The sequence below is a fragment of the Verrucomicrobiota bacterium genome, from assembly GCA_019247695.1.
GTDB lineage: Bacteria > Verrucomicrobiota > Verrucomicrobiia > Chthoniobacterales > JAFAMB01 > JAFBAP01.
Genome location: JAFBAP010000036.1, coordinates 30,742 through 52,749, shown reverse-complemented (window position 1 = coordinate 52,749; position 22,008 = coordinate 30,742). Strand labels below are relative to the sequence as shown.

Here is a 22,008-nt window from a genome sequence, read left to right as displayed (position 1 = left end):
ACACGGCCGGGACCGAACGGTTTTAGCCCTGGCGGCTCAGCACGTGCGAATACGGGACATGACGGATCCATTCTCTTCTGCAAATGCAAATGCAAATCATGCTTGCGGCTGCATGCAGCGCCGGAAGGTCATCTCGCGCCTGGCCTTGATTCTGGGCGGCGTTTCCGTGCTGCCCTTGCGCAGGCTGTTTGGCCAAACGCCGCCGCCACAGGAGCCGCCCTCGGCCGAAACCAAAGTGCTGGGAATGGGCTCGCACCTCCTGCAGGGCAAGCACCCGGTCGACCAGATCGATGGTTACGTCTGCGGCTTGCACTTTTATAACGGTGACCCGGGCCGGCAAGTGATCGCCCATCACTTCTGTTCGCACCGCAGCGAAGAGTTCCTGCAATGCGTCATTTACGATTCCAACCAGCCCGACGCCCGCCTCATCGGGATCGAGTACATCATCAGCGCGCGGCTGTTCGGCTCGTTGCCCGAAGAAGAAAAGCGCTATTGGCATAGTCACCAGTACGAGGTCAAATCGGGTGAATTGTCCGCCCCGGGCATTCCAGAGCCGGTTGAACGTGAGCTTATGAAGAAGCTGGTTAATACCTACGGCAAGACGTGGCACACCTGGCAGTATGACCGTTATGCGGACCTACCCTTGGGAGTGCCCCAGCTGATGATGGGCTTCGTTCAGGATGGGCAGGCCAGGGAGCCCCTCGTCAAACAAGTTGAGAAGGAAGTCGGTTACTCCGTCGAACAGCGCCGGAAGACTCGGGAAGACATCGTGGCCGACGCGGTCCTGCCTGGAGCCAACGCGTGGCAACAAGGGAATGCCTACCAGATAAAAAGCGACTGACAGGTATTTTGGAAGTACGCTGCAGCAATCAACTTTGCGCCCCTTGGCCTCCGGCAGGTTGGGTCTAAACGCGCCTACACCCCACGGCCATTTATACCATTCAGACAGTTATCCCGGTAGAACGCCGGCTCAGGGGGTGCCGGCGCCGGAGGATGCTCCGTAACGGGTTGAATCGGTCTTAGGCCCAACGGGCCGGGAGAACATAGCCCAGGGTTTACCCTGGGTAACCGTACAATCACGATCGAGCCCTCCTAAGGCGTCACGCCGGTACGCCCTCCCTAACGAACGCCCGCCCCGCCGGGTTGGATTTGCTGAAGGGGCGGCAGAACCCGCCGGCAACGCCTTCTGCCGCCCCTGTGGGGCTAAGATCGGCTGGTTAGGCTTAAACGCACCTAACACTCTCTTCGTCATGACGCCGAAGCCGCCCGCAAGCGGCTTCGGCACATCCGTCTTGCCGACTGACTATTCCTTCAAGCTGAACGCCGAATAGTTATTGACGTTATCGCCGTTAACGAGAACGCAGTCGATGGTCTGTTTCTCGGGTTGGTCCGCTTTTCCGGTTTTGATATAGTTGTCGGCCTGTTCGACCGCCATCTCGGAAAGGCGAACCACGGGCTGAAGGACCGTCGCACGGATTTCATGCGCCTTGATCGATTGTGCGACGTCGGGGCTGCCGTCAAAGCCGACGACGATAACCTGTCCTTTGCCGGCCGCTTTCAGGGCCGCATAGGCTCCGAGCGCCATCGTGTCATTGCCCGAAATGAGGCCTTTGATGTTCGGGTACTGCTGAATGATCGTCTGCGTTTTCTGGAAAGCCTCTGCCTGGTTCCAATTAGCGCTCTGCGCGGCGACTTTCTTCAGCTTGGGATACTGGCTCAGGGTATCGTTATATCCCTTGGACCGGATACCGGCGTTGGTATCCGTCTCTTTCCCGATTAATTCGACATAATCGCCGTCTTCACCCATGAGCTTGGCAAATTCTTCCCCGCCGAGGGTTGCCCCCTGGTAGTTGTTGGACACTAACTGGGCGACGGCAACCCCCGTCGCGTTGATTTCCCGGTCAACCAGAAACGAAGGGATACCCGCGTTTTTTGCTTTGGTCACCGCGGCAATGGTCGCATCAGCCCCGGCATTGTCCAGGATGATGGCGGCCGCTTTGCGCGCGATGGCCGTGTCAAACAGTTGGTCCTGCTTTACCGGGTCGTCGTTATGGACCAGGATGAGCGTGTCGTAACCGAGGGATTTGGCCTTTGCGTCGGCGGCGTCCGCCAAGGCTTTGAAGAACGGGTTTTCCGGCGAGGGAACAATGATGGCAACGAGTTTCTTTTGCTGCGCCGGCGCTGATTGGATCATGGCTCCGGCCATGAACAGGAGCGCGAGCGTTGTTAGGAAGGTGACGACCAGGGACTTCTGTTTCAGGGGGGTGGATTTGGGCATAGTTGGTTGATTCCGGGGGTGGTTGTTAGGTTGCAGGTGGGGAAAAGGAAAAGGAGAAGGAGTCATTTGGGGGGGTTACGCGCGTTTCAGGGCGAGGCGTTGCTGAAGCCGTTCCTGGAGCTGATCGAGCACTACGGCGAGGATGATCACCAGCCCGGTAATCACTTTTTTCCAGAATTCCTGGACGCCCAGCAGGACGAGGCCATTGGTGAGCACGCCGATGACTAAAGCACCCACGATCGTGCCCCAGATGGTGCCGCGGCCCCCGGCCAGAGAGGTGCCCCCAAGGACGACGGCAGCGATGGCATTCAGTTCGTAGCTTTCGCCCACGGCCGGGTGTGCGGCGACCAGTTGCGAGGCCGTGATCAGGCCGGTCATCGCCGCGCACAGGCCGCAGATCATATAAACCGCCATTTTTATCCGGTTCACGTAAATGCCCGAAAGTTCCGCGGCCCGTTCGTTGCCGCCGACGGCGTAGACCTGGCGGCCGAACGGCGTTTTAGCCGCTATGAAGCCGGCCACGGCTGCGAACAGAACCATGATCCAGATAACGATCGGGATGCCCAGGACGCTACCGGCGCCGAGGATGGGAAAGCCGGTATTGCCGAGTTCAGGGTTGCCGATCAGGTTGGGGAAGGTCGCGCCGTTGTTGCTTAGTTGCGCCGTGCCTCGGGCGACGTAAAGTGTGCCGAGCGTCGCGATGAACGGCGCCACGTTGAAGCGGGTGATGAGCAGGCCGTTAAAGGCGCCGACCAACAACCCCAGCGCGAGGCAAAGCGCAATGATCGCCGGAATGTTGAAATAGACGGCAACCCCTAACGGCGGAATCGGCAGGCCGCGGTTGATCAGCAATCCCGAGGCCATGGCCGCCAAGCCCACCGTGGAACCGACCGACAGGTCAATGCCGCCGGTCAGGATCACGAAGGTCATGCCCACGGCCATGATCGCGTTGATCGCCGTCTGGCCGACCAGGATGATCAGGTTCTGCCGGGTGAAAAACGCAGGCGAGAGCACCGAAAAAATCCCGATCAATACAAACAAGGCGATCAAGGCTCTTAACTGGAAAAGCAGGACGCCCAGGAATAGACCGGACGGCTTGGCAGGGGCAGCGGCAGGTGCGGGAGCGGCGGCGGACGTGTGCATGGGGGGCTTGTCGGCTTACTTCGGTTGATGCGCGGGGATGGGGTGCTCAGTTTGTTGCTGTGCGCCGGCAGCGAGGACCAGAGCCTCTTCGGTTACCTTATCGTGAACGAATTCACCCGTGATCTTCCCTTTGGACAGAACCAGGATGCGATCCGGGACGGTGAACATTTCGGGTAGCTCGGAAGAAACGAAAAGCACCGCGAAACCTTGTTCCGCCAACCGGTTCATGATCTCGAAGATTTCCGCTTTAGCGCCGACGTCGATGCCGCGGGTCGGTTCATCCAGGAGCAAGACTTGCGGGTGAGTCAGCAAACTCTTCGCTACGACGACCTTTTGCTGATTGCCGCCGCTGAGCGAGGTGATCGGGTGCTGGGGGGTGCGCGCCTTGATGGCGAGGGTGCGCATCATGGCCTTGATTTCCTCCAGTTCCCGCCGTTCAGAAAGCCAGAACGAGGTCACAAACCGCCGGAGGCTGGCGATGGTGATGTTATGGGCAACCGACAGTTTCTGTACCAGCCCCAGGCGCTGCCGATCCTCCGGCACCAGCATCAGCCCAAGGTCAATCCGTTCCCGGATGGTCTCCTGCCGAAGCCGGCGGTCACCAAGCCGGATTTCGCCGCCGGCTTCCGGGTGCAGCCCCATCAGGCACTCGAACAGTTCGGTTCGGCCCGCACCCATCAGGCCGAAGAGGGCCAGGATCTCGCCGCGCCGGAGGCTAAACGAAACGTTTTCCAGGGTGAACCCGCCACCAATGCGCGGCAGGCATAAATCCTTGACTTCCAGCACCGGCCGCTCGTCGTCCGCGGTCGCCGTCCGGGTGCGGTGCCGTGGCGCATTCACGTTGCGGCCGACCATCTTCTCGATGATCCAGGCAACGTTGACCGTGCGGGCCGGGGCCGTGGCGGCGAGTTTGCCGTCGCGCAGCACCGTGACGTAATCGCCGATGGTGAGCAGTTCCTCCAGCTTGTGAGAAATGTAGATGATGGCCACCCCGTGCGCTTTAAGGTCGGCGATGATCCGAAAGAGCGCCTCGGTTTCGGCGGCCGTCAGGGCCGAGGTAGGCTCGTCCATGATGAGGATGCGCACGTTTTGCGACAGCGCTTTGGCGATCTCAACGATTTGCTGCTGGCCCATGCGCAGATCCCTCACCAGGATGGTCGGTTCCAAAGGCTGTTCAAGGCGCTGCAGCAGTTCGCGCGTAATCTGCTCCTGGGCACGATGCTGGACGATCCCGCCGCGGGTGAGTTCGCGCGCGACAAAGATGTTTTCGGAGATGTTGAGGTTTGGGTAGAGGTTCAGTTCCTGGAAAATGATGCCGATACCCGCGTGCGCGGCTTCGCGGGTCGACCGGAATTCCACCGGGACCCCATCGAGAAGCAGCCGCCCGGCTGTGGGCCGCTCGACGCCCGCCAGAATTTTCATCAGGGTCGATTTGCCGGCCCCGTTCTCGCCGATCAGGACGTTAACCGCACCGGCGTAGACGCTGAAGTCGACCTGGTCCAGAGCGACCGTTCCAGGGAATCGCTTGGTGACCTTCTCTGCTGCCAGAATGACTTTGTGCCCATTGGACGGGCTTGGCTGGTCGGCTTCCGTGGGCGGCATGGTTCGTCAGTGAGCGGCCTGGAGATCAATCTTAACCGGCGTGACCAGAACCGGCGACTTCGAATGGGAATCGAAAGTGAAGGCGCCGAAAAACGTCACCGTTTTACCGGCCAGCGAGGCAGGATCCACGTTGCCGAGGGCCGTCTGGAGTGCCCGATGATTCATCTCTTTGGCCACGTCGGCGTAATCCAGTTGATTGGTAAATTGATTGAAGGAGACGATCCCGGTCGCGTCGCGCAAGGCCGTTCCACGAACCACCGGGCCGATTTGCAATGCAACCTTCTCCCCCAACCCGGGAACTTCGACGATGGCGGTACCGGCCTGCGACTCGGTGTGCAGTTCGACGACGTTGCCGGTCCCTTTGACCATGTAGTTGTATGGGTTGGTGGCTTCGCGCCGCCCGTACTTCTGCCCGGCACCATTGGGGTCGGCTCGGATTTCCGGGAGGACCTTGGCAACGTCCTGCGCCTTTTCCTGAATGGCCGGCAGCACCTTGGTCGTCCAGATCGGGTCGACGAACCTGGCCGCGGCAGTCTGCGCGGGTTGCGACCCGGATGCTCCGGGCACCGCGCGACCGGGGAGGGGCCGGATGACAAACGGCGGCTTGAGCATCAAAAAAATCACAAGCAGAACAAAGATGGCCAGGATCGCCAGGGAGCGCCGGGCCTTCCGGCGCGCCTGGGTTCGAGGCGGCGCTTGGGACAGGGAGGTTGAAGCAGCCATTTACAGGGGGAACAAGCGGTCAGCGACATTACGCCGCCCGCGCAGGTGTACAATCATATCTTCGCATGTTTGTATATACCGGCGGGCAGAAGGTTGAAAAGATCCCTTTTACAACGATGGACTCAGGGCAGGTTGCCGGCGGCAGCTTTCGGAAACCGAAATGAACGAAAACGATTTGAACGGTAAAGTAGCGGTTGTAACCGGGGCCAGTAAAGGCCTGGGCAAGGCCATCGCCTTGGCCCTGAGTGCGGCGGGTGCGAACATTGCGCTGGTCTCACGAGACCTTGAGCAGTTGAATGGAGTGAAACAAGTGGTGGAGAGCGGAGGCGGCAAAGCACAGGTTTTCCAGGCGGATGTCGCCGACGAGGAACAGGTCCGCCGGCTTGAACGCGACGTGACAGGAACTTTCAAAGGGGTTGATATCCTGATCAACAATGCTGGGATCAATCTCCGGAAGTCCCTGGTCGAGTTCACCCTCGAAGAGTGGCGTCGCGTTGTCGACACCAATCTTACGAGCGTTTTTCTCATGTGCCGGTCATTTGTGCCCCACATGATCGGCCGGGGTTACGGCCGAATCATCAATCTGACGTCGACCATGAGCCACGTTTCACTTCCGGGACGCTCGGCCTACTCCGCCAGCAAGACTGCGTTGCTCGGATTGACGCGTGCGCTGGCGCTGGAACTCGCTTCGGAAGGCATCACCGTAAACGGCATCAGCCCGGGCCCGTTTGCCACGGAGTTAAACGCTGCGTTGATCCAGAACGCGGAGCTCAACCAGCAATTCCTCTCGAAAATCCCGGCCGGCCGTTGGGGCCGTGTGGAGGAAGTTGGTCAGCTTGCCTTGTACCTGTGTTCCGAAGCAGCGGGCTTTCTAACCGGGACGGACATTATCATCGACGGTGGCTGGACTGCGCAGTGAGGCGTCAGATCCCGTCGGGACGGCCTCGAAGGCGGCACGCAGCTCGTCGGGGATCCTGCACGGGCGGCCGTTTTGGCGCTCCACATAGACCCAGACGGTTTCAGCCTCGACCAATACTCGACCGTCGTGATCACGCCGAACCCGGTACCGGCGTGATGAGCTTCGCTGCTTGAATTCCGCTACCCAGGTTTGCAACGTGATCGTCTCGCCGGCAAAGGCAGGGCGCAGATAAGTGATAAAATGAGAACGTACCACCCAAACGGCGCCCTTCTCAAGGTAACGTTCGACGGGCCAGCCTTGGGCGGACGAATGCCGAATGGCGATGTCCTGCATCCACGCGAGGTATTTCAGGTTGCTGACGTGCCCCAGTTCATCAATGGCGTCTTCGGGGACTGAAAAGGTGTGCGTGAACACTCGCGGCATATCGGCCGTAATTCTACAGGGCAAAGTTCCCGCTCAAAGCCAATTGAGCATCGCCCTGCCCCGGACGGTGTACATGACGTGTAACCGGGGCGCGGAACGGTATGTGACGAAAAAGTAACGATGCTGCTGACGACGCAATCGCGAAGTCTCTTTCGGCAAGGACATGAATATCGCAGGCGATTACCTGAACGGCGGGATCATAATTTTCGCGGTGCTCGCGGTTGCGCTGGCGCTGTTTTTTGAGTTTATCAACGGCTTTCACGACACGGCCAACGCCGTGGCCACGGTGATCTACACGCATAGTCTTCCGCCCACCGCGGCGGTTGTCTGGTCGGGGTTTTGCAATTTCCTCGGGGTACTTCTTTCCACCGGGGCGGTTGCCTACAGCATCGTGGCGCTTCTTCCGACGGGCTTGGTGCTGAACGTCGCCTCAGGGACCGGGGCAGCCGCGCTCTTTGCGCTGCTCTCTGCGGCCGTCATCTGGAATTTCAGTACGTGGTACATGGGCCTGCCCTGCTCGAGTTCGCATTCGCTGATCGGCTCCATCCTGGGCGTGAGCGTCGTGGACATCTGGCAGCATCCGGGCCAGGGCCAGGGAGTCCCTTGGGAACAGGTGCGGCAGGTCTTTATGTCGTTAATGCTCTCTCCCGTGCTGGGCTTCGTCATGGCGGCCGTCCTGCTGTTCGGGTTGCGCATCTTCGTCAAGAGCCCGAAAATTTTCGAACCGGCCGACGCCCAGCGCTCGCCGCCGTGGTGGGTGCGCGGGGTCTTGATCCTGACTTGTACGGGGGTGAGTTTTGCCCACGGATCCAATGACGGGCAAAAAGGGATGGGCCTTTTTATGCTGGTGCTCATCGTCGCCTTGCCCTCGGCGCTCGCCTTGAACCCGTCGCTGAAAAGCGATGACATCAAGGCGCTCACGGCCGAACTGGACCGTGGCATCCAGTCCCTGCAAGGCAAGCTGGACGGCAAACCGCCCCTCGCGCAGGATCAGGCCCGGCAGGCCTTAACGCACTACGATGGACCCCGGGGCACGTTTGACGAAAACGTCTTCCCGGCGCTGGTCGCTGAAATGCAGGATTTCAAGGCGAAACTGGACGGCAAATCCTCCGTGGAACAGGTGTCTGCGCCGGATCGTCAGGAGCAACGCCGCAGCGCCTACCTCATCAACGAAGGTTTGAAGAAGCTGGAGAAAGAAAAGCGAATCGCCGGGCCTGACTACAAGGGCCTCCAAGCCGAGTTGAAAAAGGCGGTCGAATACATCCCGGTCTACATCAAAGCCGTGGTGGCGCTAGCCCTCGGGCTGGGGACGATGATCGGCTGGAAACGGATCGTGGTGACCGTTGCAGAGAGGATCGGCAAGACTCACCTTGCCTACGCCCAGGGCGCCTCGGCAGAGCTGACCACCGCCGTGACCATTTTGATGGCTGATCATCTGGGGTTACCGGTCAGCACCACGCACGTGTTGTCCTCCGGCATCGCCGGTACGATGGCTGCAAACCATTCCGGCCTGCAAAAGAAGACGCTGCGCAACATCGTCCTGGCCTGGGTGTTGACCTTGCCGGTCTGCCTGTTTCTGGGGGCCACGTTGTTTGCGGGGCTGCTGGCCTTCTTTTTCAACGTTCTGGGATGGAGATAGAAGACAGAACCGACAGCGCCGGACCTGCAGCGCGTCATCACAGGTGGCTCTTGCCGCCGTCAGACGCCGACTTTTAATTCGTGCCCTTCGGCGCCGGACGCGGGTCCTCTGATCCATTCACGGAACCGGTGGATCTGGTCTCTCGTCCCTACCACCAGAAGCCAGTCGCCGGGTAGTAGCACCTGAAAAGGCCCGGGAAAAAGAATCCGGTGTTCTCCCCGGGATACCCCCACGATCTGCACGCCGGTGTGCCGTGGAATCTCGAGTTCCGCCAAGGCGTTTCCGGCGAGCCGGCTCTGCTCGAGAACCTCGACCGATTCAAGCCGAATCTCGTCGAGGATGTTGGATTTCTCGGTATTGGTCGGGCCGCTGTCGAAGAATGCGCGCACATGCTGGATCTGTGCCTTGGTTCCGAGCACCAAAAGCACGTCATTCGGGAAGATGGCCGTGTCGGGACCCGGCCCGGGCACCGGGTAACCGTGTCTCTCAACCCCGATTACCGAGCAGCCGAATCGGCTGCGCAGGACCAGGTCTCCCAACGTCTTGTCAAACCAGGCCTCTGAATCCGGTACCCGGATTTCGCTGAGGGTTAATTCCCATTCCTGGTGCTCCTTCAGCCAATGTTCGTGACTCTGCTGACGCCGCTCCTCGGCTGAGAGAATAGCCTCGGCAAGTTGCGAGTCGATCTGATGATGCACGGTCATCAGCCGTTTGCCGAACACGACGATGTAAACAATGGCCGCTGCCAGGATCCCGCCGAAGAGGTACGCAGTATCCTTGGCCGCCGGCCGGAGAAGCCAGACCCACGCAAAGACTAAAACCGCGCCCAGCAGTTCCAGACAAACGTCCAGGAAGTGCGACCGCGTCCAGTGTTCAGCAGCAAACACCAGGTCCGTCAGCGCGAGGAGAAATTCGGCCAGTCTCCGCCAAACCCCAAGGAGCGGGCCGGTCGTGGCAACGCCAACCAGGGCCCAGAACAGGTGATCCCGCCAGGCGGCAGCGTTGCCCGGAAACGACGCATCCCATTGGCGGAGGAGCAACGGTGCAAACACCAGAATGCCGGACACAAAGGTAACGCTGACCAGGAGCGGGGGAAGTTTTTGCCGCGCCAACCCGAACGCCCGGCTCCGGTGCTGATGCTCACCTGCCGAGGCCAGGAATTCCTGGTAAACCGTCAGGAATTCCCGAAGAAAGTTCGGCTCACAATTGACCACGACGTTGCTGATTTGGGCGGAACGTTGGATCAAGATGGGTGAAACGACGGCGGTGAACAATGCGATCCCGACCGCGATGGGGTAGTAATCGGCCGAGAGCAACCGCGCCGAGACCCCCACCTGCGCGATGATAAATGCGAACTCACCGATCGGCGTCACCATCAGACCGGCCCGGATCGCATCCCAATCCGGGGTTCCGGTAAACATCAGGGCCGCACTGATTGCGAGCGTGCGGACCACGATCGCCATCAGCCCCAAGGACAAGATCAGGCCCCAATCCTTCACCAGGAGCGCCGGGTCCAGCAACATCCCGATCGAGACGAAAAAGACGGCGATAAAAACGTCCCGCATCCCTTGCATCGCCCGCTCGACGGCCGGGCGCTGCGGCGTTTCGGCGATGATTGCGCCCAGCAGAAATGCGCCGAGGGCCAGCGAATACCCGATCTTGACCGCGATCACCGCGATCCCAAGCACCAGGCCTGCAACGGTAATGGTCAGCAGATCGGTTCCGGCTCGATCCAGGCGGCGGAGAACCCGGGGAAGCAGCAGTAATCCAAGCACAACGATCACGGCAACAAAAGCCAGCAGGACCCCCAGGATCCGGCCGATATCCGCCTGCGGACCGCGATGGATCTGGACGATGGAGGAAATGAAGGTCAGCATGACTACGGCCACCAGGTCCTCCAGAACCGTGATGCTCATCGCAAGATTACCCGCCCGTTGATGGATCAATCCGGTTTCCGGCAGGATTTTACCGATGATCGCAGAGCTGGAAGCCATCAGCATGCCCGCCACGAACAGCGCCTGCGCAGGGCCCACCCCGATAAAGGGACAGACGAAGCGAACCACGTTGAAAACCAGCGTCGCCCCGAGAGCCACCGCGAGAACCAGCCCCAGGCCCATCCTGCGCAATTTTCCGAGGCTCAACTCGAGACCGATCGAGAACATCAGAAAAACCAGACCCAGCTGGGATAAGGTCTCGATCCGAGCCTGATCAGAGATCAGCGCAACAGGTGGTGTGTGCGGACCGACCACTAACCCGGCGAGCAGGAACCCGACGATGCTGGACAGCCCGATTCGCTGGCAGAGAAATCCCGCCACTCCGGCGACCAGCGTCACGATCGCCAAGTCCTCAACCAGACCGAATTCACCCATGTCGGCCTATCCTATAACACAGGCGGGCGCGGCGATCCCACTGTGAGTATGGCTCAGGGCGGCAACGTTTTGGCCGTGCGCCGCGCGGGATCTTCACCCATGTTTGAGGCCAAAGGCGCGGTGATGAAAATTTCCTTTGTGAGTGCCGGCAGCGGCGATGAAACCTTCTTTCAGGATGCGTTGCGTGACCATGATCTCGAATTTGTCAGCTCAACGACCGCGGTGTCGGCCGAGGCGGAAATTCTGTCACCTTTCATATACGATCGGGTGCATTCAGAGTTTCTCGACGGCCATCCGCTGCTGCGCCTCGTATGCACGCGTTCGGCCGGCTGGGATCACATCGACGTCGAATTGTGCCGCCAACGCGGCGTAACGGTTGCAAACGTACCTGCCTACGGCGCAAATACGGTCGCGGAACATACTTTTGCGCTGATTCTCGCCTTATCCCGCCGCTTGCGTGACGCGAGCCTCGCGGTGCAGAACCGCTCGTCGGCGGAGGCGCTTCGGGGTTTTGACCTGAAAGGCAAAACGATCGGCGTAATCGGTACCGGGCGGATCGGCTCGCACGTTATCCGGTTAGCCAATGGCTTCGGTATGCGGGTGCTGGCCTGCGACACCGTCCCGAATACCCATCTGGCCGACCTCCTCGGGTTTGCATACACGACGCTCGAGGATCTGCTCGCGCAGGCGCACATCATCACCCTTCACTGTCCGCTTCGACCTGATAACTTCCACCTGCTCGACCGGGACAGGTTGTCGAGGTGCATCCCGGGCGTGCTGATCATCAATACGGCACGCGGAAGTCTCATCGACACGGAGGCATTGATCGCCGCCCTTGAAGCCGGTCAGGTGGGCGGGGCGGGTCTGGACGTTCTGGAAGGTGAACTCGCCACAGACCGCCCGCCGAACCTGAACGTTACCGAGTTGATTCTCGAGGAACTCCACGCGGGACTCTCACCCGAGGAACACCGCCTTAAGCACCCGAACCGGATCCAGGAACTTCAGCAGATGATGCGAAATAAGGTGCTGATATCCAGACCAAACGTCGTTTTTACACCTCACATCGGGTTCAACAGCTTTGAAGGGGTGGACCGAATCAACCGTACGACGGCGGAGAATGTTCGCGCCTTCCTGGACGGCAAACCTATCAATGTTGTCACAACCTGCAGCAGGTAAACCTGATCCCGGGAACGCGTCGATCTCCAACTCAGCGGCTGAACCGTAAACCACCGGTTCACGGGTGCGCGAAGGATGCCTTTTATCGGGCGTTCTCGCTCGGTTCCCAGAGGGCGAAGGTGTTGTGCTCCGGGTCCTGGCAGATCACAAAGTAACCCATCTGCGGCACTGCCGTCTTGGGTACGAAGACTTTGCCCCCGAGTTCCTCCACCTTCGCTGCGGATTTCTCCACCGACTCGACGCTGATGTAATTCGTGATGCCCATCATTTGTGGGTGCGGGCGCCTCATCAGGCCGCCGTCGGGACTGCCTTCGCTGCCGCCGGTGTCGATGTGCCAGTACTCCATCTGGCCGGGAAGCTTCTCAATTTTCCAGCCGAACAATGCGCCGTAGAAGGCTTTGGCGCGTTCGACGTCATCGGCCGGGATTTCAAACCATACGATGCTAGCCATGGCGTTTGCCCTTCCCTTCTTGTCCAGGGATCTTGAATCGTGTGCTCATTGGTTGAGTCCCTTTTTAAACGATCACCGGCGAAATGCCACGGCAGAAAATGCCGCCAATGCGCCGCCCGGTTTTTATGTTCGCGTGTTGTCCTTGGTGCCCTGCTTTCCGGCATGGAACGGGTTAAGCGAAACCGGACGGCTTCCCGCGTCCAGCAAGCCGGTCAGCCGGAACATGCCGCCCAGCGCGAACGCCCAGCACACGATGCAAAGGGCGGCCATGATGATGCGCGCAACCAGGGGCATGTCCACGAGCAGGAGGACGGTGGTCGGGATGAGGGCGGCCAGCGTCCAAAACGAAAAGTGCAGGATGTTTCGGAGCAGGGTCGCTTCTCTCTGGGCGTCTTTGGCGAGCCGCTCCCGGGCGGACAGGCGGGATTCGTCAGGTTCCATGGCGTCGTAGCTCCGGTTAAGGCGTCGTGAAACAGTTCGCACCGTTTTGCACGATTCGACCGGACAATTTTTCTCGCCCGAGGAACCTTTGGGATGCGAGCACGCCGAAAAATAGTGATGCTTATTCAGCGATGAAAACTTACCGGATCGCCACTATTCCCGGTGACGGCATTGGGCAGGAAGTCGTGCCGGCCGGCATCCATGTGTTAGACGCCGCCGCCAAAAAGGGCGGCTTTACCTTCGATTGGCAATTCTTTCCCTGGAGCTGCCAATATTACCAGGAAAATGGTAGGATGATGCCTGATGACGGGTTGGAGCAACTCCGCCATCTTGACGCAATCTTTTTAGGGGCGGTCGGTTTTCCCGGGGTGCCGGACCACGTCTCACTTTGGGGATTGCTGATCCCGATCCGGCGCCGGTTCGAACAGTACGCCAACGTACGACCTGTGCGTTTGATGCCGGGCATCCGTTCGCCGTTGCGAGACCGCAAGCAGGGCGACATCGATTTCATCATCGTGCGTGAAAACAACGAGGGGGAGTATTCCTCCATCGGCGGCCGCCTCTACGAAGGAACGGATTTTGAAGTGGTCTCGCAGGAATCGGTCTTCACCCGCCGAGGTGTGGACCGCATCCTGCAGTACGCCTTCAGGCTCGCTCGGACTCGGCCGCGCCGGCATGTCACTTCAGCTACCAAATCCAACGGCATCACCATCACCATGCCGTTCTGGGACGAACGCTTCCGGGCGATCGCGGCCAGCTATCCGGAAGTGAAGACGAGCCAATACCATATCGACATTCTCGCCGCCCATTTCGTCCAACACCCGGATTGGTTCGACGTGGTCGTCGGGTCCAACCTGTTTGGCGACATCCTGTCCGATCTCGGTCCGGCGTGCGCCGGGACCATCGGGATCGCGCCCTCGGCCAACCTGAACCCGGAGCGCAATTATCCTTCGATGTTCGAACCGGTACACGGTTCAGCGCCTGACATTGCGGGCCGGCAGATCGCCAACCCGATCGGCCAGATCTGGTCGGGAGCGATGATGCTGGAACACTTAGGTGAACCGGACGCCGCGGCCGCGGTGATTCGTGCGATTGAAAAGGTCCTCGAGCAGGGTCCCCGTACCCGCGACATCGGCGGCGAGGCCTCAACGGAGGAGGTAGGCAAAGCCATCGCTGAGGCGGTCTGACCGAACGTTCCCGTCGGGCCATGAGCCATTCGGAACCCCCGTTACCGGACCTCTCCGCGCGATGCTTCAGACGGCGCCAAAAGACCCATTGAAGAGATGCAGGCGGCAGGGCGAAGCTGCCCCTGTGAAAACCCTGGAGAACAAAGTTGCTCTCGTTACCGGTGCTTCCCGCGGCATCGGCGCCGCCATCGCCAAACAACTCGCTGACGCCGGGGCCAAGGTCGTCGTCAACTACGCAGGTAACGCCCCAGCCGCCGAGCAGGTCGTCGCCGCCGTTCGCGCTTCCGGCAGCGAAGGACTGGCCGTGCAGGGTGACGTCAGCAAAGCTGCCGACGTCAAACGCCTTTTCGACGCCGCGATCGACCGCTTCGGCAGGCTCGACATCCTGGTTAATAACGCCGGCGTCATCCTTTACAAGAGATTAGCCGAGATCACCGATGAGGAATTCGAACGCCTCCTCGGCATCAACGTCAGAGGAGTCTTTTACGCCTTGCGCGAAGCTGCCACCCGCCTGGCCGATGGCGGCCGTATCATCAACTTTTCGAGCACAACCACCCGAATGATGCTGCCTACCTACAGCGCCTATGTGGCCACGAAAGGCGCCGTCGAGCAATTGACCCGCGTCTTTGCCAAGGAGGTGGGTGTGCGCGGCATTACGGTGAACGTGGTTTCGCCCGGCCCGGTCAATACGGAGCTGTTCACCACGGGCAAGAGCGAGGAAGACATCAAACGCATGGCCAGTCTCGCCGCCCTGGGCCGGATCGGAGAGCCTGAGGACATCGCGCGAGTGGTTTGTTTCCTGGCCGGCGACGACGCCGGCTGGATCTCAGGTCAGAACCTCGGCGCAAACGGCGGTTTGGCGTGAAAGGCCCCTATGGCCGGTGCACCTTCAGCCCTTCAATAACCCCCCCTCCAAGGTAGGGACAAGGTAGGGACGGCCGCAGGACGCGCCGGGTTGACGGTAAATCTTGCAATGCAATTTCCTCTTTAGGAATCTGGCACGATGGACAAACGGCGGATTCTGGTGTTTGGCGATTCCAATTCGTGGGGATGGACCCCTCGCCCTGACATGGAGCTGACCACCCGGTATGACGCAGCGACGCGCTGGCCCGGGGTGCTTTCGGCAAAGCTGGGCGACCGCTTCGAAATCGTCGAGGAAGCTTTGAGCGGGCGCACCACGGATCTGGACGACCCGGACATCGATCTGCCGGCCAACGCCCTGAGGGGCGCGACCATGAGCGGCGCCAGGGTTCTTCCGGCCGTCCTCGCGAGCCATCTGCCGCTCGACCTGGTGATCATCATGTTGGGAACCAACGACCTTAAAAAACGTTTCCAGCGTGAACCGTCCGGCGTGGCGTCGGCCCTGGTGCGCCTGGCACAACTGGTCAAGGAATGCGAGGGCGGCGTACGGACCGTTTACCCCTCCCCCCAGGTCCTGGCCATCGCTCCCCCACCCCTCGGAACAACCTTTTACAACCCGGAAGAGTGGGCCGGTGCTCATCAAAAAAGCCTTGCGATCGGGGCGGCTCTGGAACGCGCCGCAGCCGGAACCAACCTGCCGGTGTTTGATGCCGGACAAGTCATCACCACCGACGGCATGGACGGGATACACCTGACCGAACAGGCCCATCGCAAGCTGGGCGAAGCGGTGGCAGAGAAGGTGCGAACGCTTTTTGGGCCGGCGTAGTCGGCGGACGCTGCTTTACCGCGTTTCCAACTCCGGAGCCGACAATTCCTCAAACCGCGGTGCGCACAGGTGATTAAGGGCGAAGGCCACCAGGTAGGCAAAGGCGCAGATGAGAAATAGAATGGTGTAGCCTCCGGTCACGTTTCCCTGGGCCGTAAACTTATCCAGCAGGAGGCCGGTAACGATGGGGAAGATCATTCCTGCGGTAGACCCGGCCGCGCTGCCCAGCCCGATCAGGGAGGCGACGGCGTGCTTCGGGAACATGTCCGAGGCCGTCGAGTAAAGGCTTGCCGACCACGCTTGGTGGGCGGATCCCGCCAGCCCGATCAGGAAGACGGCAGCCCAGTTTCCGACGCTGGTGGCGAACAGAATCGGCACCACGCAAAGCGCAAAAATAAACATTGAGGTCTTGCGTGCCCGCGTCACGCTCCAGCCGCGCCGCATCAGATAGCCCGGCAGCCACCCGCCTATGTTGCTCAGAACGGTAATGATCGCGTAGATCGTCACCAGGTGAATCCAACTGTGTGCGATGTCGAGCTGACGCGTTTTCTTGAAATAGTCGGGCAGCCAGATGAGAAAGAACCACCAGACCGGATCGGTCAGGAATCTTGCCACGATGATGGACCAGGCCTGCCGGTATTTAAGCAGGCTCAGCCAACGGATTTTCGCAATGCCCTCGGCGTGCGACTCATCGTGGTCGCTCTGAATGTATGCCAGTTCCTCCGCGCTCAGCCGCTTCTGCCGTCCCGGTTCTTCGTAAAGCGGGATCCAGAAACAGAGCCAGAGAAACCCGGCCAGGCCAGCCACGATGAACGCCATGTGCCAACCCCAGGTAAGCGCGATCCAGGGAATGAGGATCGGCGCGATGATCGGCCCGACGTTTGAGCCCGAGTTGAACAAGCTCGTCGCGAAGGTCCTTTCTTTTTTAGGGAACCAGAGTGCCACCGTCTTGATCGACGACGGGAAATTGCCCGCCTCACTGATTCCCAAACACATCCGTGCAATGCCGAATCCCGTCACGCTCGACACCAGCGCGTGGCCCATGGCGGCGAGACTCCAGCCCGCAATCGAAAGGGAGTAGCCGACCTTGGTTCCGAGCCGGTCCACCAACCACCCGAAGAGCAGTCCGCCTACGGCGTAGGCACCCTGAAACGCAGAGTTTACGGCGCCAAACTGCTCGTTGCTCCAGTGGAGTTGGTTATCAAGGATCGGCTTGAGCAGGGATAGGATTTGCCGATCCATGTAATTCACGGTGGTGGCGAAGAACAACAGTCCACAAATCACCCACCGGTAGCTGCCGCGTGTAGTTGCCGGGCGTCCGGGTTTAACCTTGAGAGCTTGTGACATATTCCTCCCGCCGTGCCGTTACGTTCAGACACCGGTTTTTAATCCCGCAGCGGTTTTATCCGAGAATCGGCAGCAAATGGCGGTTAAGAAGATTTTCGGTCACGTGCCGGGCAACGATCCCCTCATTTGCCTCCAGCGCTCCGGTGAACCGTTGGCCCATCCCGGCTGCGACCTTGAACCCGACGTGCAAAAGTTGCCGGAAATGGGGATTGTATTCGGGGTGTGACTCCACGTGGCGGAGGGCGTTGGCGTATTGGGCTGAACTCCAGCCGTTAGCGGCCTTCGGGCTCGGCAGCCTGGCCGGATCGATGTCGATTACCGTGCTGTACGGTGCCGCCAGGTCCGCAAAATGGTCGTGCGCCTGGGCGTAAATCTCTTTAACCATTTCTAACCCCTCGCCGCCCGACTCGGCCAGCCCGATCACCTCCTCAAGCCAGGTGGTGCCCGCAGTTTTAACGTGCAAACCGGCGTCGTGCTTCTTGATCAGCCGGTTGATGATGGGGTAAATCGAAAATTTGTCGCTGCCGGAATGAACGCTGAGCTTGAGGGTGTCGGAAAGCCCGAATTCGCGGATGGCGAAGGCAATCACGCTGAGGTCCTCGTCGAATTCTTTCTCGAATTGCCGGAGGTCACCGACGTAATCAACCCCCTTGTTGAAACGCCCGGTGAACTTCGGGGCGATCGTTTGAACCGGAATCCCTTCCTCGGCGATCATGGCCAGGATCAGGAACAATTCGACGGGATTTTGCGGCGTGTCGGTTTCGTCGACCGAGACTTCCGTAACAAAGTCCTCGCGCCCTTTCCTGCCTTCGATGTGCCGGTAAATGCGACCTGCTTCCTGCACCGCCAGCAGGAATTTGCCGGCGGCTCCTCTCACGGTTTCCTCCGTCAGATCAAAGGGCCGGTCAATGCCGGGAATCGAGAGCGAGCCGGCGTAGCGGCCCACCGCCTTCGCAAAAGCGTCAATGGCACCGGCGTCAGCGGGTTTGCCGGTGAAATCGGCCACGTCGAGGGTAAAAAAGTTGCTGGCGGAAATGAATGGATCGACTGTTTTCAAACCGATATGGTCGGCATCAACGTAGTAAGGTCCACTCCAACCCAATGCGGCCACCGCCGCGTCGGCCTCCGCCCGAACGTCGTCGGGCTTGCTCTTGATGATCACATGCTCGCGATTGGATTTGTTCCAAACCGGGTAAACGTCGATCCCGGCTGCACGCGCCTTCAAAATCGCCTGAAGCTGAGCCTTGCCCTGATGCGCGAACCGGTCGCCCGTGCCGAACGTGTACTTTTGGATTTTCACAATGGTTGGGTAGAATGGTGGAGATCGGGGAACGGAGCCGGTTTCGCGGTGCCTGGAGTCAACCCCCGAAAACTGCGGCCCGACCGAGCTCGAGAAAATAGGCCTTACCACTTGACCATTAAGTAAGCTCGGAGAGCTTGTCAATCGTGAACTTGTTTGATCTGACCGGAGAGGTTGCGGCCGTGATCGGCGCCACCGGCGTACTTGGTGGCGCCATGGCGGAAGGTTTAGCTGCTGCAGGCGCCAAAGTGGCCATCCTGGGCCGCAACGCCCAACGGGGCGAAGAGCGCGCTCACTCAATCCAAAAACAAGGGGGCACCGCCGGATTTTTCGCGGCGGACGCTCTCGACCAGCCCTCGCTCCAAGGCGCGTGTGAGGCCGTGTCGAGCCGCCTGGGCGTCCCGACCATCCTTGTCAACGCCGCCGGCGGAAATGATCCCCGGGTTACCGTGACCCCGGACCGCCCGTTTGAGCAGATCAGTCCCGCGGATTGGCGTGAGAATTTCGACATGAACCTCGTGGGCGGCGCGCTGCTCCCGTGCCAGGTGTTCGGGCCCGTGATGAAGAAGCAGCGCAAAGGCAGCATCATCAACGTCGCCAGCGTGTCGGCCCACCTGCCCCTCTCGCGGGTTGTGGCCTATTCAGCCGCAAAAGCCGCGTTGCTTAACCTTACGCTGTTCCTGGCGCGAGAATGGGCTCCGGAAAACGTTCGCGTCAATTCCATCACGCCCGGCTTTTTCCCCGGAGAGCAAAACCGTCGCTTGCTCTTCAATGAGGATGGAACACCGACCGCCCGTGGCCAGGTGATCCTGGGCCACACGCCGATGGCGCGTTTCGGAAACCCTTCCGAACTCGTTGGCGCCGCGGTCTTCCTTGCCAGCGAACGAGCCAGCGGCTTCGTTACCGGCATCGACCTTCGGGTGGACGGCGGATTTCTTTCGCAGACGATCTGATACCATTTCGACGGCCATGGACGCACATTTATGTCCTCCTTCCCAGGCGCCCTGCCGGCGTTACACCTATCAGACCGTATAAACCGTCTAGGCCCAACGGGCCGGGAGACCGTCTTACGGCCTGAAGGGCCAAAGGAACTGAGCCCAGGGTTTACCCCACTGCCATTTAGTTAAGGGCCGGCGGACGGGGGGCGCTTTCGTCCCGAAGGGACGGCTGATCTTAGCCAGGGACTTCAGTCCCTGAACGGGGCATTTAAGAGGGAGCGCGTCCCGTCGGGACGCCTGAAACGCTGCCCCGGAGGGTGCCGGCTCCCAAACGGCCGGCCAAACCCGGCGCGACCCTCGGCGCCTAAAACCCGAACGGCTCCCCAATCTTTGAAGCCCGCCTGGCCCGGCGCCCGCCTTCAGGCGTCCCGAGGGGACGCAACCCCGGGGGGAATGCACCCCTCCCCGATCAATTCCTCCTAAGGCGTGACGCCTTAGGGGGGCTCATCGTTATTTGACGGTTACCCAGGGTAAACCCTGGGCTAAGTCCTTTGGCCCTTCGGGCCATCAAACCGTCCCCCGGCCCGTCGGGCCTAAGACAAAATTTTACCTCGATGGTCATCGAAATGGTATCAGTTCCCTTGGCACTTCGGGACGGAAGACGGCTTCCGGGCCGCCCGTGCGGGATAGGTTAACTCACACCCATCGTCAAAAATACAAATTGCGCTCACTCACACCTTGCCGCATTCGAGTCCAAAGTACGCCTTGGCGTTGTCAAAGCAAATACCGCGGATCAGGCCGGCGAGAAGGGCCTCGTCATCCGGGATCTCTCCGCGCTCCACGTCCGTCCCGATCAGATTACAAAGCAGACGCCGGAAGTACTCATGACGAGGGTAAGACATGAAACTTCGCGAATCGGTTAACATCCCGACAAACCGGCTGAGCAAGCCGACGCTCGAGAGCGCATTCATTTGCCATTCCATCCCCTCCTTCTGGTCCAGAAACCACCAACCGCTCCCAAACTGCAGCTTGCCCGGGATCGAGCCATCCTGAAAATTGCCGACCATCGTGGCGAGCACGTAGTTGTCCGCCGGATTGAGGTTATACAGGATCATTTTCGGCAGTTTACCGGCGCTTTCTAACTGATCCAGGTACCGGGCCAGCGGTTCGCCTTGCGGCCAGTCGCCGATCGAATCGTACCCGGTGTCGGGACCAAACTCGGCTAACCGCCGGCGATTGGTATTACGCAGCGCACCAAGGTGCAACTGCTTGGTCCACCCCGCGTCGGCATCCAATTCAGCAAAAAAGCGGAGCATGAAGCTGCGAAACTTCATCGCCTCCGCCTCACCGGGTGCGGTGCCCGCTCGTGCCCGCGAGTAGATTGCGCTCGCCTCAGCTTCATCGCATGGCTCCGAGTAGACGAAGGGTAAGCCGTGATCTGACAACTTCGCCCCGAGGGATCCAAAAAAGCCGTGCCGGACACGCAGCGCCTCGAGTAAGCCCGACAGTTCCGAGGCGGCGTGACCGCTCACTTTTTCCAGGCGTCCAACCCACGCCTGGAAAGCGTCTCCCTGCTCGATTGCGAATGCCTTGTCCGGGCGGAACGCCGGGTAAACCCGGGTCGGCAGGCCGCTGGCGCGAATCGCCTGATGGCCGGCGAGATCGTCGATCGGGTCATCCGTCGTGCAGATGACTGAGACCCGGAATTTTTCGAGGATCCGATGGATGGGCAGGTCCTTGAGTTGCTCGTTGGCCTGCGCCCAGATTCTTGGAGCGGATGCTTCGTTCAAAAGTTCAGTGATGCCGAAGTAACGCCGCAGCTCCAGGTGGGTCCAATGGTAAAGCGGGTTGCGGACCGCAAACGGAACCGTGCGGGCGAAAGCCAGAAACTTTTCGTAATCGCTCGCGTCGCCGGTGATGAAGCGTTCGGGTACCCCGTTGGCGCGCATGGCCCGCCATTTGTAATGGTCGCCGTAACGGCCCTCCACGAGCCAGATCTGAGTCAGGTTCTCGAATCGCCGGTTGCCGGCAACGTCGGCCGGAGGAATGTGGCAATGGTAATCGAAGATGGGAAGCGATTGAGCAATCTCGAAATAAAGCTTTTCGCTCGTGGACGTTGAGAGCAGAAAATTCTCCGGGAGAAATGGTTTATCCATGGCGTCGCTCCAGCTCAGGGGTGTACCTTTGATCTGATAAGACCGGGCAGCGGCACGGTCAAGTGGTCAGACCTTGCTTTCCCGGCAGTCAGGCGTATCGTTTCGCTGTTCCCGATGCCGCTTCAGGTCATCGAGCCGCGCCGCCTTCACCTGCAGGTTACCGATCGGACCCGGTCACCGGTCACCGCCGGGAAGTTTCCGCCCGGAATCCATCCGGGTTGAGCGGAGG

General features: G+C 60.2%; 19 protein-coding genes. 8 read left to right on the top strand and 11 right to left on the bottom strand.

The features are described 5' to 3' along the window. Positions 1 to 112 precede the first annotated feature (112 nt). Positions 113 to 841, top strand: coding sequence for an OBAP family protein (locus JO015_04270; protein ID MBV9998312.1), 729 nt, complete (start codon positions 113 to 115; stop codon positions 839 to 841). Between the two features lie 462 nt (positions 842 to 1,303). Here the strand turns inward: JO015_04270 and JO015_04265 are convergent, their stop codons facing one another. The 4 genes from JO015_04265 to JO015_04250 form a co-directional block, all read right to left on the bottom strand. Next, positions 1,304 to 2,206, bottom strand: a complete 903-nt coding sequence (locus JO015_04265) for a D-ribose ABC transporter substrate-binding protein (GenBank protein ID MBV9998311.1) — start codon at positions 2,204 to 2,206, stop codon at positions 1,304 to 1,306. A 147-nt stretch (positions 2,207 to 2,353) separates the two neighbouring features. Beyond that, positions 2,354 to 3,421: an ABC transporter permease gene (locus JO015_04260; protein ID MBV9998310.1), complete on the bottom strand. Its 1,068-nt coding sequence runs from the start codon at positions 3,419 to 3,421 to the stop codon at positions 2,354 to 2,356. Between the two features lie 15 nt (positions 3,422 to 3,436). Then, positions 3,437 to 5,023, bottom strand: a complete 1,587-nt coding sequence (locus JO015_04255) for a sugar ABC transporter ATP-binding protein (GenBank protein MBV9998309.1) — start codon at positions 5,021 to 5,023, stop codon at positions 3,437 to 3,439. 6 nt (positions 5,024 to 5,029) lie between these two features. Next, entirely contained in the window at positions 5,030 to 5,746 is a 717-nt protein-coding gene (locus JO015_04250; protein MBV9998308.1) for a DUF2291 domain-containing protein, read from the bottom strand. Between the two features lie 160 nt (positions 5,747 to 5,906). On the opposite strand from JO015_04250, the gene JO015_04245 reads away from it, so the two are divergent. Next, positions 5,907 to 6,665 (top strand): SDR family oxidoreductase, encoded by a 759-nt coding sequence (locus JO015_04245; GenBank protein MBV9998307.1) that lies wholly within the window; start codon positions 5,907 to 5,909, stop codon positions 6,663 to 6,665. On the opposite strand, the gene JO015_04240 is transcribed toward JO015_04245, so the two are convergent. Beyond that, a complete protein-coding gene (locus tag JO015_04240) occupies positions 6,618 to 7,088 on the bottom strand; it encodes an acyl-CoA thioesterase (GenBank protein MBV9998306.1) in 471 nt (156 codons plus the stop codon). The two genes, JO015_04245 and JO015_04240, sit on opposite strands and share 48 nt — an antisense overlap. 163 nt (positions 7,089 to 7,251) lie before the next feature. Here JO015_04240 and JO015_04235 point away from each other — a divergent pair, with 163 nt between their 5' ends. Further along, positions 7,252 to 8,727, top strand: coding sequence for an inorganic phosphate transporter (locus JO015_04235; protein ID MBV9998305.1), 1,476 nt, complete (start codon positions 7,252 to 7,254; stop codon positions 8,725 to 8,727). Between the two features lie 59 nt (positions 8,728 to 8,786). Here JO015_04235 and JO015_04230 read toward each other — a convergent pair whose 3' ends face one another. Further along, positions 8,787 to 11,096, bottom strand: a complete 2,310-nt coding sequence (locus JO015_04230; protein ID MBV9998304.1) for a cation:proton antiporter — start codon at positions 11,094 to 11,096, stop codon at positions 8,787 to 8,789. Between the two features lie 123 nt (positions 11,097 to 11,219). Here JO015_04230 and JO015_04225 point away from each other — a divergent pair, with 123 nt between their 5' ends. Then, positions 11,220 to 12,272: a hydroxyacid dehydrogenase gene (locus JO015_04225; GenBank protein MBV9998303.1), complete on the top strand. Its 1,053-nt coding sequence runs from the start codon at positions 11,220 to 11,222 to the stop codon at positions 12,270 to 12,272. Positions 12,273 to 12,354: 82 nt separating this feature from the next. On the opposite strand, the gene JO015_04220 is transcribed toward JO015_04225, so the two are convergent. Together JO015_04220 and JO015_04215 are read right to left on the bottom strand one after the other, a co-directional pair. After that, positions 12,355 to 12,723, bottom strand: coding sequence for a VOC family protein (locus tag JO015_04220; GenBank protein MBV9998302.1), 369 nt, complete (start codon positions 12,721 to 12,723; stop codon positions 12,355 to 12,357). 123 nt (positions 12,724 to 12,846) lie between these two features. Further along, the gene (locus JO015_04215; protein ID MBV9998301.1) at positions 12,847 to 13,164 is read right to left on the bottom strand and encodes a hypothetical protein; all 318 of its coding nucleotides are present in this window, start codon (positions 13,162 to 13,164) and stop codon (positions 12,847 to 12,849) included. A 131-nt stretch (positions 13,165 to 13,295) separates the two neighbouring features. On the opposite strand from JO015_04215, the gene JO015_04210 reads away from it, so the two are divergent. From JO015_04210 to JO015_04200, 3 genes are all read left to right on the top strand, one after another. Next, the gene (locus tag JO015_04210; GenBank protein ID MBV9998300.1) at positions 13,296 to 14,351 is read left to right on the top strand and encodes a tartrate dehydrogenase; all 1,056 of its coding nucleotides are present in this window, start codon (positions 13,296 to 13,298) and stop codon (positions 14,349 to 14,351) included. A 124-nt stretch (positions 14,352 to 14,475) separates the two neighbouring features. Then, complete coding sequence (locus tag JO015_04205) at positions 14,476 to 15,216, top strand: SDR family oxidoreductase (protein ID MBV9998299.1); 741 nt, start codon at positions 14,476 to 14,478, stop codon at positions 15,214 to 15,216. A gap of 138 nt (positions 15,217 to 15,354) precedes the next feature. Next, a complete protein-coding gene (locus tag JO015_04200) occupies positions 15,355 to 16,038 on the top strand; it encodes a hydrolase (protein ID MBV9998298.1) in 684 nt (227 codons plus the stop codon). A gap of 15 nt (positions 16,039 to 16,053) precedes the next feature. Here the strand turns inward: JO015_04200 and JO015_04195 are convergent, their stop codons facing one another. Together JO015_04195 and JO015_04190 are read right to left on the bottom strand one after the other, a co-directional pair. After that, complete coding sequence (locus JO015_04195; GenBank protein ID MBV9998297.1) at positions 16,054 to 17,385, bottom strand: MFS transporter; 1,332 nt, start codon at positions 17,383 to 17,385, stop codon at positions 16,054 to 16,056. A gap of 55 nt (positions 17,386 to 17,440) precedes the next feature. After that, positions 17,441 to 18,688, bottom strand: coding sequence for a hypothetical protein (locus JO015_04190; GenBank protein MBV9998296.1), 1,248 nt, complete (start codon positions 18,686 to 18,688; stop codon positions 17,441 to 17,443). Positions 18,689 to 18,828: 140 nt separating this feature from the next. Here JO015_04190 and JO015_04185 point away from each other — a divergent pair, with 140 nt between their 5' ends. Continuing rightward, the gene (locus JO015_04185; GenBank protein MBV9998295.1) at positions 18,829 to 19,638 is read left to right on the top strand and encodes an SDR family oxidoreductase; all 810 of its coding nucleotides are present in this window, start codon (positions 18,829 to 18,831) and stop codon (positions 19,636 to 19,638) included. Between the two features lie 716 nt (positions 19,639 to 20,354). On the opposite strand, the gene uxaC is transcribed toward JO015_04185, so the two are convergent. Beyond that, positions 20,355 to 21,779 carry a glucuronate isomerase gene (gene uxaC / locus JO015_04180; protein MBV9998294.1) on the bottom strand — a complete coding sequence of 475 codons (1,425 nt, stop codon included), beginning with the start codon at positions 21,777 to 21,779 and terminating at the stop codon, positions 20,355 to 20,357. Between the last annotated feature and the right edge of the window lie 229 nt (positions 21,780 to 22,008).